14 protein-coding genes are annotated in these 14420 nt (G+C 64.9%); 5 read left to right on the top strand and 9 right to left on the bottom strand.

Annotation, left to right across the window (positions count from 1 at the left end; genetic code table 11):
- Positions 1-11: 11 nt before the first annotated feature.
- The 4 genes from HNW77_RS02410 to HNW77_RS02400 form a co-directional block, all read right to left on the bottom strand.
- Entirely contained in the window at positions 12-542 is a 531-nt protein-coding gene (locus HNW77_RS02410) for a hypothetical protein (RefSeq protein ID WP_241694243.1), read from the bottom strand.
- 88 nt (positions 543-630) lie between these two features.
- Entirely contained in the window at positions 631-1119 is a 489-nt protein-coding gene (locus tag HNW77_RS02405) for a transcriptional repressor (protein WP_172155025.1), read from the bottom strand.
- A gap of 70 nt (positions 1120-1189) precedes the next feature.
- Positions 1190-1321: a hypothetical protein gene (locus HNW77_RS17960; protein WP_275942128.1), complete on the bottom strand. Its 132-nt coding sequence runs from the start codon at positions 1319-1321 to the stop codon at positions 1190-1192.
- Between the two features lie 118 nt (positions 1322-1439).
- A complete protein-coding gene (locus tag HNW77_RS02400; RefSeq protein ID WP_172155024.1) occupies positions 1440-1934 on the bottom strand; it encodes a flavin reductase in 495 nt (164 codons plus the stop codon).
- A gap of 126 nt (positions 1935-2060) precedes the next feature.
- Between HNW77_RS02400 and HNW77_RS02395 the strand changes: the two genes are divergently transcribed.
- The 3 genes from HNW77_RS02395 (at position 2061) to HNW77_RS02385 (ending at position 6123) form a co-directional block, all read left to right on the top strand.
- On the top strand, positions 2061-3119 hold the full coding sequence (locus HNW77_RS02395) for an enoyl-CoA hydratase/isomerase family protein (protein ID WP_172155023.1): 1059 nt from the start codon (positions 2061-2063) through the stop codon (positions 3117-3119).
- A gap of 28 nt (positions 3120-3147) precedes the next feature.
- On the top strand, positions 3148-4581 hold the full coding sequence (locus tag HNW77_RS02390) for a protein adenylyltransferase SelO (protein ID WP_172155021.1): 1434 nt from the start codon (positions 3148-3150) through the stop codon (positions 4579-4581).
- Positions 4582-4644: 63 nt separating this feature from the next.
- Complete coding sequence (locus HNW77_RS02385; RefSeq protein ID WP_172155019.1) at positions 4645-6123, top strand: sugar porter family MFS transporter; 1479 nt, start codon at positions 4645-4647, stop codon at positions 6121-6123.
- A gap of 81 nt (positions 6124-6204) precedes the next feature.
- On the opposite strand, the gene HNW77_RS02380 is transcribed toward HNW77_RS02385, so the two are convergent.
- Positions 6205-8184 (bottom strand): S9 family peptidase, encoded by a 1980-nt coding sequence (locus HNW77_RS02380; RefSeq protein WP_172155017.1) that lies wholly within the window; start codon positions 8182-8184, stop codon positions 6205-6207.
- 174 nt (positions 8185-8358) lie between these two features.
- On the opposite strand from HNW77_RS02380, the gene HNW77_RS02375 reads away from it, so the two are divergent.
- Both HNW77_RS02375 and HNW77_RS02370 read left to right on the top strand, forming a co-directional pair.
- A complete protein-coding gene (locus HNW77_RS02375; protein WP_172155015.1) occupies positions 8359-8949 on the top strand; it encodes a DedA family protein in 591 nt (196 codons plus the stop codon).
- Positions 8946-9887, top strand: a complete 942-nt coding sequence (locus tag HNW77_RS02370; RefSeq protein ID WP_172155013.1) for an SDR family oxidoreductase — start codon at positions 8946-8948, stop codon at positions 9885-9887. Before HNW77_RS02375 ends, HNW77_RS02370 begins: the two co-directional genes overlap by 4 nt.
- Here HNW77_RS02370 and trmB read toward each other — a convergent pair whose 3' ends face one another.
- The 4 genes from trmB to dnaJ form a co-directional block, all read right to left on the bottom strand.
- Entirely contained in the window at positions 9888-10592 is a 705-nt protein-coding gene (gene trmB, locus HNW77_RS02365) for a tRNA (guanine(46)-N(7))-methyltransferase TrmB (protein WP_172155011.1), read from the bottom strand.
- 167 nt (positions 10593-10759) lie between these two features.
- Positions 10760-11947, bottom strand: coding sequence for a methionine adenosyltransferase (metK, locus tag HNW77_RS02360; RefSeq protein ID WP_172155009.1), 1188 nt, complete (start codon positions 11945-11947; stop codon positions 10760-10762).
- Between the two features lie 265 nt (positions 11948-12212).
- On the bottom strand, positions 12213-13001 hold the full coding sequence (gene dapB, locus HNW77_RS02355) for a 4-hydroxy-tetrahydrodipicolinate reductase (RefSeq protein WP_172155007.1): 789 nt from the start codon (positions 12999-13001) through the stop codon (positions 12213-12215).
- Between the two features lie 184 nt (positions 13002-13185).
- Positions 13186-14313, bottom strand: coding sequence for a molecular chaperone DnaJ (dnaJ, locus tag HNW77_RS02350; RefSeq protein ID WP_172155005.1), 1128 nt, complete (start codon positions 14311-14313; stop codon positions 13186-13188).
- Positions 14314-14420 lie beyond the last annotated feature (107 nt).

Raw genomic sequence — 14420 nt, 5'->3', positions numbered from 1 at the left:
GTTGCCGGTGATCACATAGGGTCCTGCCGCGCGAGGCCGGTCAGGAGAAAGAACGATACACCATATTCGCGCGTCCGGTCGGGATCATGTTCCAGCAGCCTGTCGATGACAAATCGTTTTACCCTAAAAACAACAGGGCTATCTGCTCTATGCCCTGCTTCATAGTCCGATTCCATGACTTCCATCATATTTGCAAGCCATGGAAGCACGCCGGGGCGCTCTGTCAGCACCAGGGGCGCGCGTGGCGAGAACAGGACCGTGCCACGCGCGCGCAGCATGTCCAGCCCGGCAGCCGTGGTGATGTGGTAGAGATAGCCATCCGGCCCGTCATCGGGGCGCAGGGTGCGCGCTGGAACCACGGCCAGCCCCAGGGCTGCGACATCAAGATAGGTCAGCGCATGCGGGCGGGCTGTGGTGGCGGCAAACAGGTCGGGCTGCGGCACGGGCTGCGCAGCGGCTGCAGGCGGCGCTGCGGGGGCTGCCACGGGCCGCCTGCGGCGCGGATGGCGGGGGGCCGTGGGTATGAGCGGCAGTCCCGTCATCCTGCCCTTGCGCCCCTGCCCCATGCCCCTGCCCCATCACTACCGGCTCACGCCCCTTGAGGGTCGCGCCTGCTCCGTTCAACCACCCTCAGCCACACGCGGCGCACAGGCCTTCGGCCTCGATGGTGGTCTGCCGCACCGTAAAGCCCCGCGCCTTCGTCACCTCAACCAATGCCTTGAGGATATGGGGATCATCAAGCTCGGTTACACGCCCGCAGGCACTACAGATCAGGAACTGCGCGGCATGGACATGCCCGTGGCAGGCATGCCCCGATTCCAGCATGTGCCTGCACCCCACAAAGGCCGAAAGCCGCTCGATCTTGTGGATCAGCCCCTGCTCCATCAGAAAATCCAGCGCCCGGTACACCGTGGGCGGCGCCACCGGCTTGCCCCGGCTGGCACGGATCTGCTCAAGCAGTTCATAGGCCCCCAGGGGCCGCTCGGCGGCCAGCACAAGGCCGAGCACCAGGCGGCGCATGTCGGTCAGCCTTACGGCACGCGCGGTGCACAGGCTGGCAGCCTGCTCAAGCAGGGGCTCGATCCCCGCGGGCAGGCCGGTTCCGGCCGTCTGTGTCATGCGGGCCACTGCTGCGCTCCTGTGCGGTTGCCGGGGTTCCAACCATTCTGCCCTGTGCCCCGGCAGGCGGTCAGTCCGGCAGGTGATCCACCCACATGGCCATCAGGGCCACGAAAAGGGCAAGTCCCGCATGTATCCAGATCAGCCCGCGCAGCGTCAAGACGGGAACCTGCAGGGTGCGGGCGGGTGGTGTCTGTGCCATGGTACCTGCTCCTCCGGTCGCATCGCTTGGTTTGTACATGTGCCAAAAGGCTGGATTTTTTCTTAATACAAAGAAATGTAAAAAGTTTTTCTGAAAACAGCCTGCCTTCAGATCCGCCTTATTCGCCCGGCACGTGGGGCAGCATGTGGTAGCTGCGGTTGAAATAGACCAGCCCGCCACGGGGGCTGGAATTGCGCAGGCTTTCCACCGCGCCGAACATGACGCTGTGGGTGCCCACTTCCACAATCCGCTCGATGCGGCAGTCAAGCGACAGCACCGCCTCGTTCAGCACGGGGGCGCCGGTGGTCAGCGTATCCCAGTGCCCGGAACGGAAGCGCTCGGCCTGCTCGACCGGGCTTGCGAACACGCCCGATATGTCCTGCTGGTCAGCGGCGAGCACGTTGATGCACATGGCCGCATCCACCCGAAAGCGGTCGCGCACGCGGGAGTTGCGGTTGAGGCAGACCAGAACCGTAGGTGGCGTATCGGTCACCGAGCACACGGCGGATGCGGTAAAACCCGCCGGGTCTTCCAGTGTTCCGGTCGTGACAACATTCACGGCCGCGCCAAGGCGGGCCATGGCGTTGCGAAAGGTGAGGGCGTCAATCCCCATGGTGCTTCTGCCTTCGGTAACTGTGCATGCCTGTAGTCCGCACGCAGCCGTGACGCCGGACAGCAGCGGAGGTAGCGCATTCTATCGCCATTGAATACCGCAAAACCATATGAAAGGACGCACATCTTGCCCCCCGAACCCATCCAGACCCGCCACGAAGGTGCGCTCGGCCGCATCACCCTCGCCCGCCCCGAAGCCCTCAATGCCCTGAACCTGGATATGATCAGCCACCTTGCCGCCACCCTGCGGGCGTGGCGCCATGACCCGGGCGTTGAAACCGTGCTGCTTGACAGCACCAGCCCCCGCGCCTTCTGCGCAGGCGGCGATATCCGCGCCATCCGCGCCCTGTTGCAGGCGCATGGGGCAGAGGCGGCAACAGAACCCTTCCGCCACAGCTACCGGCTGGCCTCGATGCTGGCGGGCTACCCCAAGCCGGTTGTCTCGTTTCTTGACGGGATCTGCATGGGCGGCGGCGTGGGGCTGGGCGGGCATGTGCGCCACCGCATCGTGACCGAGCGTACCTGCGTGGCCATGCCGGAAAACGCCATCGCGTTGACGCCGGATGCCGGCGGGTCCTACCTGCTGTCCCGCGCGCCGGGGCTGAGCGGGCTGCGCCTTGGCCTGACCGGGGGGCGCATGAACGCCACCATGGCCATCGCCGCAGGCTTTGCCGACCGGCAGGCCCCCTCCGGCCAGCTTGACGACATACGACACGCGCTGACCCACAGGCCCGCAGGGCAGGTGATGGACAGCCTGCCACCCTGCCCGGCCCTTGATGGCGGGCCGGACACAGCCACCATCGCCCCGGTCTATGACGCGCCGGACGTGGCAACGGTCATGGCGCGGCTCCGCGCCCATGCGGCCCCCTGGGCGCAGGCTGACCTTGCGGCCATGCAGGGTGCGTGCCCGTTCTCGCTATGCATCACCTTTGCCGCCTATCACGCAGCCCGCGCCCGGCCCGACCTTGACCATGTGCTGGAACAGGAATTCCAGCTGATCAGCCAGTTGCTCCGCCGCCCCGATTTTACCGAGGGCGTGCGCGCGCGCCTGATCGACAAGGACAACGCGCCACGCTGGTCTCCGCCCACGCTGGGCGACGTGTCCGGGCGGGAAATTGCCTCCTGCCTGCAAAACCATGCATCCTTTTCCCTCGGCCTGCCCGTGCGCGATGCGGATCAGGAATAATAAATTATCACCCATAAAGTAGATGAAAATGCCATTCTCCGATTGCTACGCCCCCGCCACCCATCACAGCCGCCTCGGCGATGAATTCTATGACGTGGTGCAGGCCGCCACCTTCCCCGCCCATATCCTGCGCTACCGTAATCACGACGTCTCGCCCCGCATTGGCCTTGACGGGCTGACGGATGCGGAGTGGATCCGCCATTTTGGCCATTTCGACCCCTTGCCCGGCTCGCTGCCCCAGCCACTCGCGCTGCGCTATCACGGCCACCAGTTCCGGTCGTACAATCCCGATCTGGGCGACGGGCGTGGCTTCCTGTTCGCCCAGCTCATGGACAGCGTGGATGGCCGCCTGCTCGATATCGGCACCAAGGGCAGCGGCACCACACCATGGTCACGCGGGGGGGACGGGCGGCTGACGCTCAAGGGCGGCGTGCGTGAAATCCTGGCCAGCGAGCGGCTTGATGCGATGGGCGTGCGCACCTCGCGCACATTGAGCGTGATCGAAACCGGCGAGGCGCTGCACCGGGGCGACGAACCCTCGCCCACGCGCTCATGCGTTCTGGCGCGGCTGAGCCATTCGCATATCCGCATCGGCACGTTCCAGCGCCTCGTGGCGAAGGATGACAAGGCCAGCCTGCGCCATCTCGTGGCCTACGTGCTCGAGACCTACTACCCCCACCTTGCAAACGAACCCGACCCGGCGGCAGCGCTGTACGATGCCGCAACCACCCGCATGGCCGAGATGACGGCGCAGTGGATGACGGCGGGCTTCGTGCACGGGGTGCTCAATACCGACAACATCAACCTGACCGGTGAGAGCTTCGATTACGGCCCGTGGCGGTTCCTGCCCAGCTTTGACCCCCGCTTCACCGCCGCCTATTTCGACCATTCGGGCCTGTATGCCTATGGCCGCCAGCCCGAGGCGATGATGTGGAACGTGGCCCGGCTGGGCGAGTGCCTGATCGCGCTTTCGTCACTTGAGAAAATCCAAAGTATTTTTGATAACTTCTGGGAAAGATATGAAAGATTCCTTGATATTTCTGTATTAAACCGGCTTGGCGTCAATGAGATTTCAAGAAAATCATCGCAACATCTGCGTGAATGTCTGTTCTCTTTCATGGAAGAAAGCCAGATTGGGTTTGAATTTCCATTTTTTGACTGGTATGGTGGCCCCAGGAGCCAAAAACGGGCCATATCGGGGCCGCATGCATTCTTTTATGCACAGGACAGTTTCCGCCCCGTACTCGATGCGCTCATGCAGCATGAGCCCCTGGCTGGCTGCGACCTGTCGCACCCCTATTTCGCTGACGGGGCGCCGTGCCTGATGCCGGTCGAGACCGTGGAGGCCCTGTGGCAGCCCATCGCCACGGCCGATGACTGGAGCGGCCTGCACGCCACCATGGGGCACATCGCCCGCATGAAGGCCGCCCTCAACGCCCGGCCCCACAAAGGGGCAGGCTGACCCTGCGGGGGAACCGGGCCGATACGGATGAATTATAACAACAAGGAAGGAAAAGGCACCCGCATGAACACCCAGTCCCCCCCGCCCCAGACCACGCAGCCACCCACCGAACCATTACCCGATCTGTCGCAGATCGAGATCTCACCCAACGCGCGCAAGACCCTGTGGCTCGCAGCCATCGTGGCCGCAATCTGTGGCGGCCTCTATGGTTACGATACCGGCATCGTATCGGGCGCGCTCCTGCTCATCACCAAGGACTTCCACCTCAGCAGCTTCCTGCAGGAGATGGTGGCTTCCGCCATCCTGGCGGGGGCCGTGCTCGGTTCGCTGCTCACCGGCTGGCTGTCGGAGCATTATGGCCGGCGCAAATCGGTCATGATCGTGACGGCGGTGTTCGTGCTTGGCGCGCTGGCCTGCGCGTTTTCGCCCGATGTGTATACGCTTATCGTGGCGCGCGTGTTCCTGGGGCTCGCGGTGGGTGGTTCCACGCAGGTGGTGCCGATGTACATCTCGGAACTCGCCCCCGCGCACAAGCGCGGCCATATGGTCACGATGTTCAACATCGCCATCGGCATCGGCATCTTTGCCGCCAACATCATCGGCTTTGCCGCGCGTGATGCGTGGGGCTGGCGGCCGATGGTGGCCATTGCGGCCATTCCGGCGGCGGGCGTGTTCATCTCCATGTTCTTCCTGCCCAAGAGCCCGCGCTGGGCGGCGGAACATGAAAGCCTGGATTCCGCCCTTGAGCAGCTCCAGCGCATCCGCACCTCCGAGCGCGAGATCCGCCGCGAGATGCGCCGCATCCACGCCAACGCCAATGAAGAGACCGACCCGCGCGACATCGGCTGGCGCGGCATCCGCCAGCCCTGGGTGCGCCCGGCACTCGTGGCCGCCCTTGGCGTTGCCTTCTTCACGCAGGCAGGCGGGCTGGAGATGATGATCTACTACGCGCCGACCTTCCTGTCGGATGCGGGGTTTGGCAGTTCATCGGCGCTGATGGCCAGTATCGGCATTTCCATCATCTATCTGGTCATGACCGTTCTGGGCTCGAACATCGTGGACCGCATCGGCCGCCGCCGCCTTGTGCTGGTCATGGGGCCGGGCAGCGTGCTGAGCCTGATCGGGCTGGGCATCATGTTCCTCGCCCACCCGCAGCCGGGCAGCATGGGCAGCTGGCTGATCATCGTGTTCATGCTGCTGTTCATGGTGTTCAACGCCGGTGGCATCCAGGTGGTGGGCTGGCTGCTGGGTGCGGAGATGTTCCCGCTCTCCATGCGTGGCAACGCCACCAGCCTGCACTCGGCCATGCTGTGGGGCAGCGACCTGCTGGTGACCAGCACGGCGCTCACGCTGGTCACCAAGATCACGCTGGGCGGCACCATGTGGTTCTATGCCGGGGTGAACCTGCTTTCGGTGCTGTTCGTGTATTTCATGGTGCCTGAAACGCGTGGCGCCTCGCTGGAGGATATCGAGGAGGCCCTGCGCGAAGGCCGATTCCGCCCCACGCGCGGCAATACCGCGATCGTGGAGGAAGAGGAATAAAGGTGTTTTTTGGGGCCGCCTTTTTGCAAAAAGGCGGCGTTCTTTAGAAGCTTTTTGAAAAAAACTTCACCAAAAACTTCCCTAAGCCTTCAGATCAACCGCAAGGGCAGGGGTCACGGGCAGGCGTAGTACCTGCTGGTAGAAGGCCAGTTCCAGTTCCCACGCCTGCCGTATGGTCGCCTCCTGCCGGAAGCCGTGGCCCTCGCCTGCGAATTCATACAAAGCACAGGGCACGCCCTGCCCACGCAGGGCCGCGACCATGGAGCGCGCCTGCGAAGGGGGCACCACCCTGTCGTCCAGCCCCTGCAAAAACAGCACCGGCGCCTTGATGTGGGCGACCTGCGTAATGGGGGAGCGGGCCAGATAGGTCGCTTCATCGGCAGGGTAGGGGCCAACCAGCGTATCAAGATAGCGTGACTCGAATTTGTGGGTATCGGTTGCCAGCGCGCGCAGGTCGGTTACGCCATACAGGCTGGTACCGGCGGCAAACAGGTCCGAACGGGCCAGCGCCAGCAGCACCGTCAGCCCCCCGGCGCTGCTGCCGCGTATGACGATGCGGGTGGGGTCCACCAGGCCCTGCGTGGCCAGATCATGGCAGGCGGCGATGCAGTCATCCACATCCACCACGCCCCACTGGCCCTCGAGCCGCTGGCGGTAGGCGCGGCCAAAGCCGGTCGAACCACCATAATTGACATCCACCACCGCAAAACCCCGGCTGGTCCACCACTGCACCTTGAACGAGAAGGCGGCACTCGCCCGCCCGGTCGGGCCGCCATGGGCCATGACCACCAGCGGCGGCTTTTCACCCGCAGGGCCGCCGTAGCGGCTGCTGGCGGGCGCATAGAAAAAGGCCTGCCCCGTGCCTTCACCCGCAGGCAGGGGAAAGGTGATGGCGCGCGGCAGGGCGATATCGGCAGGGTCAAGCGGCAGGTCGGTGGCACGACGCAGCACATGGGGCGGCTGCCCCGGGCTGCCTGTCACCACCGCTGCCGCATTGTCAGGCGGCACGTCGAGCCACGCAAAGCCGCCGCCTTCCACCGGCACGGGGCAGCCGGCGGGGTGGCCAAGGGCCACGGGTGTCGCCACGCCATCACGCAGGCAGGCCATGCGGGCTTCACCACCGCTGATGATCATGGCCAGGATCGTGCCATCGGCCAGCAGCGCATAGCTGCGCAGGCCGAAGATCCAGTGCGGCTGGCCGATTTCGGCCTGCATGGGGGCCACCGCCACCGGGGCGGAGGATGTGGTGTCGAAACGATAGAGGTTCCACCACCCGCTGCGGTCCGACAGGGCCAGCAGGCGGCCTGCCGCATCCCAGCACGGCTCGATGACGGATTCCGCCTGCCCGTCCTCGCCTGCCAGCGTCCAGGGTGCCGCAAGGCGCGGAGGGTCGCCTCCTTCCTGCAGCAGGGTGGCCACCCGCAGGCGGGTGGCATCCCACGGCATGGCGGGGTGGTCCCACTCGATCCAGGCCAGGTACCGCCCATCGGGCGAGGGGCGGGGCGAGGACAGGAAATCCGGCCCCATCACCAGCGGCGTGCCGCCATTGAAGGCCGGGTCCTCGACCGGCGCCGTGCAGTCCAGCACCACGATGGCGGCGGCAGGCTCGCCCTCCGCCACGCCATGGTCCTCACGCACGCAGAACAGGAAGCGGCCATCGGCGCTGAAGGTCAGGTCGGCAAATCGTAGCCCGGCCCCTGCGGCGAGGCAGCGCGACTGCCCGCCTTCCATCAGCCACACGCTGCCATCGCGCCGGTTGCTCAGCGCAATCCGGCCCTGACACACGGCATAGGCACCGCCGCCATATTCATGCACGCGGGTGCCCACATCAAACGGGGCAGGGGTCATGTCCGCCACCACGCCCGCGCGGGCGCGCACCAGCACCCGGCGGCCGCCTTCAGCCGGGCGGCCCTCGACCCAGTAAATATCCCGCCCGTCAACCCGCACATCGGACAGCGACACCGTCTGCCCCGCCACCAGCGCCGCGCTGACGGGTGAGGGCCACGTGCCGTAAGGGCGTATATCGATGTCCGTCTTGCCGCTGGTGCCGGACTGGGTCATGCTTTAGCTCCTGCCATTTGTGCGTGACAATGGTGTCGGGATTGCCCAAACCGTGTTCCACGGCCTGTGCCCGTACCCTACATAATCTTCTTATCTGTGACAGGTAGTCCGCTGCTTCACCATCTTGAATCCCTTTTCCAGCATTACGGCTATGGCGTAATCGGGGTCATTGTCATGCTTGAGAGCATGGGCATCCCGCTTCCGGCGGAAACACTGGTCATTTCCGCCGCCCTCTACTGCGCCACCACCCACAGGCTGGACATCAGATGGGTGGCGAGTGCCGCCATCGTGGGCGCGATCATGGGCGACAACTGCGGCTACCTGATTGGCAAATGGCTGGGCTACCCGCTGCTCGAGCGCAAGGGCGCGCGCATCGGGCTGACCGCGCGGCGGCTGCAACTCGGGCGCTTCCTGTTCCGCCGGCATGGGGGCATCATCGTGTTCGTGGGGCGCTTTATCGCCATATTGCGGGTATTTGTTGCCCTGCTGGCGGGCGCCAACCACATGGCATGGCCCAAATTCCTCCTGTTCAACGCCATGGGGGGCATATTATGGGCGGGCGGCTATGCCTATGCCGCCTACTTCCTGGGCAACCGCATTACCCGGCTGTCGGGGCCGGTGGGCATGGCGGTGGCCACCTGTGGCGGGATCATGCTGGTGTGTGCCATCATTTTCCTGCGGCGCAACGAGGCGCGGCTGACGGCCGAGGCGGAAGCCACCGCCGAAAAGGAAATGAACCAACCCGGAGAACAGGCTGAACCATGAGCAGACACTGGACCATAAAACAGGCCCCCCGCATGGACGGACGCCTGGCCCTGGTCACGGGTGCCACCGGTGGCCTGGGCTACCAGACCGCCCTTGGCCTGGCACGGCGCGGCGCGCGGGTCATGCTGGCGGGCCGCAACCCCGACAAGGGACTGGCGGCCCTCACGCGCCTGCAGCATGACGCGCCGGGGGCCGATGCCTCCTTCCGCCTGCTTGATGTCGCCTCCCTTGACTCGATCGCGACCTTTGCCCGCAATCTGGCGCAAGAAACCGATACGCTCGATGTGCTGGTCAACAACGCGGGCGTGATGGGCACGCCCCACCGGCTGGAAACGCGCGACGGGTTCGAGTTGCAGTTCGGCACCAATTTCCTTGGTCCCTTCGCGCTCACCGCGCGCCTGCGCCCCCTGCTGTGCGCCCCCCGCCACGGTGGCCGGGTGGTGACGGTGGCAAGCCTTGCGGCATTGACGGGCCAGATCGTGTTTGATGACCTGCAGGCCCGCCGCCGCTACGCGCCGTTCCGCGCCTACCGGCAGAGCAAGCTGGCCGACCTCATCCTGGCGCTGGAGCTTGACCGGCAGGCCCGCACGCATGGCTGGAACCTGCACTCCATCGCAGCCCATCCCGGCTGGTCCATGACCGATATCGCCACCAGCCGCCTCAATACCGAGCAGGGTCTGCATGAGCGCCTGACCCGCTTTGGCGCGGTGTGGGCGTTCCGCCTCATGGGGCAGTCCGCCGCCGAGGGGGCATTGCCCATCGAATTCGCCGCCATGGCGCCCGAGGCGCGTGATGGCGGTTATTATGGCCCCGGCGGCTGGGGCGAGCGCCGGGGCCCGGTGACCGAAGCCTTCGTGCCGCCCGCCGCCCGTGACCTGACCATTGCACGGCGGCTGTGGCAGGCGGCCCAACGGCTGACCGGCACGTCGCTGTCGTGATCAGCGGCGCGTAAAGGTCCAGTACAGCGGCTGGCGGCCAGCCTTCAGCGCCTTGGCCTCGTAGCGGGTGGGCGGCCAGCCTTCGGGCCGCACGGTGGCGGGGGGGGCTGTATCGAACAGGTCCTGGGCACCCATCACTTCCTCCACCCAGGCCTGATAGGTCGGGTCATCGCTGGCCACGCGCCACACGGCGCCGGGGCGCAGGATGCGGGCGGCCATCTTCACCGTTTCGGGGTGAACGAAACGGCGCTTGGCGTGGCGCGACTTGGGCCATGGATCGGGGAACATGAGGAACAGGCGGTCGATCGACTGATCCGGCAGGCCACGCAGCAGGATGCGCGCATCCTCATCCCACACCCGCAGCATGTCAGGCACGGGGGCGGTTTCCTCGCCGCCATCAGGCACCACGCGCGAGAGCAGGGAGCACAGGCCGTTCTCGAACACCTCACAGGCAATATAGCCCACATCCGGGTGGGCGGCATGCTGGGCCAGCGAATGCTCGCCCCCGCCAAAGCCCACCTCAAGCCAGACCTGCGCGGGCTTGTGGCCAAAGCCCGTGGCCGGGTCAGCAATGGCGGCCTGGGGAAAGCGCAGGCGTGGCAGTGTCTGGTCGAGCAGGCGCTGCTGGCGCGGGCGCAGCGGATGGCCGCGCTGGCGCCCATAAAGTCGGTCTGGCGATGCCTTTACATCCACGGAGGCCGTCATCTATCCGAAAATCCTGCTCCTGCTGCCGGTGTGCGGCATGATTGAAAAACACATCGGGGGCCGCCACGACCCGCTTTTGCAAGCAGCCATGGCAAGCCCCCCTGATACAGAAGTTCCGGATGCAGCCATTTTAAAATAAGGCCGCACCCAAAAACTTTTATCGTCTTTTAGCGGTTGAACGCGCCACGCAGGGCATCGACCAGATCGGTCTGCTCCCAGGTGAAGTCGTCCTTCGCCGCATCCGGCGTGCGGCCGAAATGGCCGTAGGCGGAGGTCTGGGTGTAGATGGGGCGGTTGAGGCGCAGGTGCCTGCGGATGCCGCGCGGGCTGAGGTCCATGACCTCGCGCAGGACGCGGCCAAGCTTTGCCTCATCAATGTCCTTGCCCGTGCCATCAAGGTCCACATAGACCGAAAGCGGGTGCGAGACGCCAATGGCGTAGGAAATCTGCAGGGTGCAGCGATCGGCAAGGCCCGCAGCCACCACGTTCTTGGCCAGGTAGCGGCAGGCATAGGCTGCCGAGCGGTCCACCTTCGTGGGGTCCTTGCCCGAGAACGCACCGCCACCATGCGGGGCAGCACCGCCATAGGTGTCGACAATGATCTTGCGCCCGGTCAGGCCGCAATCGCCATCGGGGCCGCCGATCACGAACACGCCGGTGGGGTTGACGTAGAATTCGTCTTCCGGCGGCATCCAGCCCTCAGGCAGCACATCGCGCACGATGCTGCCGAGTTCCTCGCGGATGGTGGCCTGGCTGGCACCTTCCACATGCTGGGTCGAGATCACGACCGAGGTGGCGCCCACGGGCTTGCCATCGACATAGCGCAGCGTGACCTGGCTCTTGGCATCGGGCTGCAGGGCGGCAGCGCGCGGGTCGCCCGCCTTGCGCAGGTCGCGCACGCGGTGAAGGATGTCATGCGCGTAGAACAGCGGCGCGGGCATGAGGCTTTCAGTCTCGCGCGTGGCGAAGCCGAACATGATGCCCTGGTCCCCTGCGCCTTCGTCCTTGTCGCCCGCGCTGTCAACGCCCACGGCGATATCGGCGGACTGGGCATGTAGGTAGTATTCCACCTCGGCATTGCGCCATGAGAAGCCGGCCTGGTCGTAGCCGATATCCTTCACCGCATCGCGCGCACCCTGGATCAGCAGGTCAGGGGTGACGGAAGACGGACCACGCACTTCACCGGCAAGGATGATGCGGTTGGTGGTGACCATCGTTTCACACGCAACGCGGGATTCACCATCTGCTGTCAGGAAGGCATCGAGAACGGTATCACTGATCCGGTCAGCGACCTTGTCGGGATGCCCTTCGGATACTGATTCCGATGTAAACAGAAAATCGCCTTTATTGCGCATGATGGTCCTGTCTGCCTCGTATGGAGTAGAATAACGCCTGCGAAACCGGGCGTACGATCGCATGCGTTTGGCCGAAACCCGCCCAAGCGTCAAGCCATTTCCCTGAATACCACCCTCCCGGATGGCCTGCGGCACGCGGATGGTCGAGGCACTGCCATGGAAAAGTTTCTGGTGAAGCTTTTTTCAAAAAGCTTCAAGGAACGCCGCCTTTTTGAAAAAAGGCGGAACCCGAAAACTTTTATATTTTATTATCAATACCTTGATATCAATCGCGCGGCAGGCCCAGCACGTCTTCCATATCATAGAGTCCCACCTCATGCCCGCGCAGCCAGTGCGCGGCCCGGACCGCGCCCGTGGCATAGACCCTGCGGTCAAACGAGCGGTGGGTCAGGCTGATCTGTTCATGGCTGGAGGTGAAGATGACCGAATGCTCGCCCACGATCTGCCCGCCGCGCAGGGCGGCAAAGCCAATCGCGCCATCAGCGCGCGGGCCGGTATGGCCATCGCGCCCGCTTTCGATATGGTCTTCGAGCCTGATGCCGCGCCCCTGCGCCACCGCGCGGCCCATGGCCAGCGCCGTGCCTGAAGGGGCATCGACTTTCTGGCGGTGATGCATTTCAAGGATCTCGGCATCATACTCGCTGCCGGGCAGCACGGCGGCCATCTGGCGCGCAAGGCGGGTGACCAGCGTGACACCGGGCGAGAAATTGGCCGCCTGCACCACGGCAATGCGGGTTGCGGCCAGATCGACCGCCTGCTGGTCTGCTGCTGAAAGGCCGGTCGTGCCCAGCACCCATGCCGTGCCTGCCGCAGCGAGGGCCTGGGCATGCGCCACCACCGTGCTGACATGGGTGAAGTCGATCACCACATCGCACTGCGCGGCAAGGGTGGCGATATCGGCATGAACGGGGCAGTCGATCCCTTCAACAGGGCGGCCATCGCGCGTCGTGCCACCGGCCAGCACGGCCCCTGCCGCTGGCACTTCCTGCGCCAGAAGGCGGCCGACACGGCCATTAAGGCCCGTAATCCCGATCCGCAGGGGCTGCGCGTTCATGCTGTCTTCTCCACCAGTGCCCAGATATGCAAATGGCGGCGCGACCGGGGGATCGCGCCGCCTGAACTCTATTCATGGTGCAGGTTGGGGGGGATTCACCATGAATAGTGGTTCGACCCTACACCTGACCCATCAGCAATTTCAACCACCTGCACGCCATGGTCGCCATGGCGTGAGAACAGGCTTACAGCTTGCCTTCAAAAAAATCCTTCACCTTGCTGAAGAAGCCGGTGCTCTCGGGGCTGCCCTTGGCATGGCCTACGGCATCGGCCTCGAATTCCTCAAGCAGTTCACGCTGGCGCTTGCTCAGGTGGCGCGGTGTCTCGACCACGACCTGAATATACATGTCGCCCCGCGCGGAAGAGCGCAGCACCGAGAACCCCTTGCCACGCAGGCGGAAGTGCTCGCCCGTCTGGGTACCTGCCGGGATCTTGACCTTGGCGCGCGAGCCATCGACCACCGGCACCTCGATCTCGGTGCCAAGGGCGGCCTGGCCCATGCGCACCGGCACGCGGCAATAGATATTGGCGCCATCACGCTGGAAGATGGCATGCGCCTCCACCGACACATGCACATACAGGTCGCCTGCGGGCACGCCCTTGCCGCCGGCCTCGCCCTCGCCAGTGATGCGGATGCGCGTGCCATCCTCGACACCTGCGGGGATCGCCACCTCGATGGTGCGGTTCTTTTCCACCGTACCCGCACCGTGGCATTCCTTGCACGGGTTGCGGATCAGGCGGCCGGTGCCGTGACAGGTGGGGCAGGGGCGCTCGATGGAAAAGAAGCCCTGCTGCGCGCGCACCTTGCCCGCGCCGTGGCACGAGGGGCAGGTTTCGGGCGGCTGGTCCTTGTCGGCGGAGCCGGCGCCATCACAGCTTTTGCAGGTGACGCGGGTGGGGATGGTGATTTCCTTCTTCACCCCCGCAAAAGCCTCGACGAAGGTGATGGTGACCTGCACCTGGATATCGGCGCCCGAGCGGCGGCCACCGCGCCTGCCGCCCATCATGTCGCCAAACATCTGCTCGAAGATGTCGCCAAGCCCGCCGCCACCAAAGTCGAAGCCACCCGGCCCCGGGCCACCGCCCTCGAACGCGGCATGGCCAAAGCGGTCATAGGCAGCGCGCTTCTGGTCATCCTTCAGCACGTCGTAGGCTTCGCTGATTTCCTTGAACTTGCTTTCCGCCTGCGCATCCCCCGGATTGCGGTCGGGATGGTATTTCATGGCCAGCTTGCGATACGCCCGCTTGATTTCATCGCCATTGGCATCACGCGAAACTTCAAGGGCTGCGTAATAATCTATCTTGGTGGCCATGTTGGTCCTCTAGCAAACGCGGCCGCCCGGCTTGTCGCGGCACGATCCTCGCGTTCCAGCTTTAATTGTTGGGCAGCATATGGAAAGCGCCCGTCTTCAAAGAAGCA

Origin of the sequence: Komagataeibacter melomenusus (genome assembly GCF_013155395.1) — a bacterium.
In the GTDB taxonomy this organism is placed as follows: domain Bacteria; phylum Pseudomonadota; class Alphaproteobacteria; order Acetobacterales; family Acetobacteraceae; genus Komagataeibacter; species Komagataeibacter melomenusus.
Note: the sequence above shows the minus strand (reverse complement) of the source record. Positions and strands in the feature narration are given on the sequence as shown.

Excerpts from the sequence above, each read along its gene's own strand:
- HNW77_RS02410 (WP_241694243.1), bottom strand. The coding sequence starts at position 542 with ATGACGGGACTGCCGCTCATACCCACGGCCCCCCGCCATCCGCGCCGC.
- HNW77_RS02405 (WP_172155025.1), bottom strand. The coding sequence starts at position 1,119 with ATGACACAGACGGCCGGAACCGGCCTGCCCGCGGGGATCGAGCCCCTG.
- HNW77_RS17960 (WP_275942128.1), bottom strand. The coding sequence starts at position 1,321 with ATGGCACAGACACCACCCGCCCGCACCCTGCAGGTTCCCGTCTTGACG.
- HNW77_RS02400 (WP_172155024.1), bottom strand. The coding sequence starts at position 1,934 with ATGGGGATTGACGCCCTCACCTTTCGCAACGCCATGGCCCGCCTTGGC.
- HNW77_RS02390 (WP_172155021.1), top strand. The coding sequence starts at position 3,148 with ATGCCATTCTCCGATTGCTACGCCCCCGCCACCCATCACAGCCGCCTC.
- HNW77_RS02385 (WP_172155019.1), top strand. The coding sequence starts at position 4,645 with ATGAACACCCAGTCCCCCCCGCCCCAGACCACGCAGCCACCCACCGAA.
- HNW77_RS02380 (WP_172155017.1), bottom strand. The coding sequence starts at position 8,184 with ATGACCCAGTCCGGCACCAGCGGCAAGACGGACATCGATATACGCCCT.
- HNW77_RS02375 (WP_172155015.1), top strand. The coding sequence starts at position 8,359 with ATGCTTGAGAGCATGGGCATCCCGCTTCCGGCGGAAACACTGGTCATT.
- HNW77_RS02370 (WP_172155013.1), top strand. The coding sequence starts at position 8,946 with ATGAGCAGACACTGGACCATAAAACAGGCCCCCCGCATGGACGGACGC.
- trmB (WP_172155011.1), bottom strand. The coding sequence starts at position 10,592 with ATGACGGCCTCCGTGGATGTAAAGGCATCGCCAGACCGACTTTATGGG.
- metK (WP_172155009.1), bottom strand. The coding sequence starts at position 11,947 with ATGCGCAATAAAGGCGATTTTCTGTTTACATCGGAATCAGTATCCGAA.
- dapB (WP_172155007.1), bottom strand. The coding sequence starts at position 13,001 with ATGAACGCGCAGCCCCTGCGGATCGGGATTACGGGCCTTAATGGCCGT.
- dnaJ (WP_172155005.1), bottom strand. The coding sequence starts at position 14,313 with ATGGCCACCAAGATAGATTATTACGCAGCCCTTGAAGTTTCGCGTGAT.